This is a genomic window from Blautia sp. DFI.6.71, assembly GCF_020593585.1.
Classification (GTDB): domain Bacteria; phylum Bacillota; class Clostridia; order Lachnospirales; family Lachnospiraceae; genus Blautia_A; species Blautia_A wexlerae.
Window position 1 is genome coordinate 1 of the sequence record NZ_JAJDMJ010000165.1, and the last position, 421, is coordinate 421.

General features: G+C 46.1%; 1 protein-coding gene. It reads right to left on the minus strand.

Translation table 11 applies throughout. The features are described from left to right. Positions 1-421 (minus strand): IS200/IS605 family accessory protein TnpB-related protein (locus LJE12_RS19745; protein ID WP_227292413.1); only part of this gene is annotated, 421 nt, incomplete at both ends.

Below are 421 nucleotides of genomic sequence, written 5' to 3' on the forward strand. Positions count from 1 at the left end.
CTATACAATCCTCTCTCTTTCCGTTTGGACGGCTCTGCATATCTTTTCCCCACTTCCGGTGACAGTGGGCTGCACTGGCTGGTATAACTTTCTTCCTGTTTTGTGAAACGAATTCCATATCTTTTCAGCTTATATTCCAGCATGATATAGATCCTGTTATACGGCAGACTGTGAAACTTCTGGTTTGTCCTGTGTCCCAGGTCTTTTTCTCTCCGGATGTTCCGGATATCCCCTGCAACAACACAAGTGATCCCCTGTTCCCGGCAGTATTCTGCAAGATATCTTGTGACCTTGTGCAGATAGTCCGTTACTGAGTCTTGTTTTCTCTTATATAACTTCCTGATATGTTTTGATGTGACCGGATGTTTTACTCCCTTTCCGGACTGCTGCCCATACCACTGGGCCTGCACCCTTGCGATCT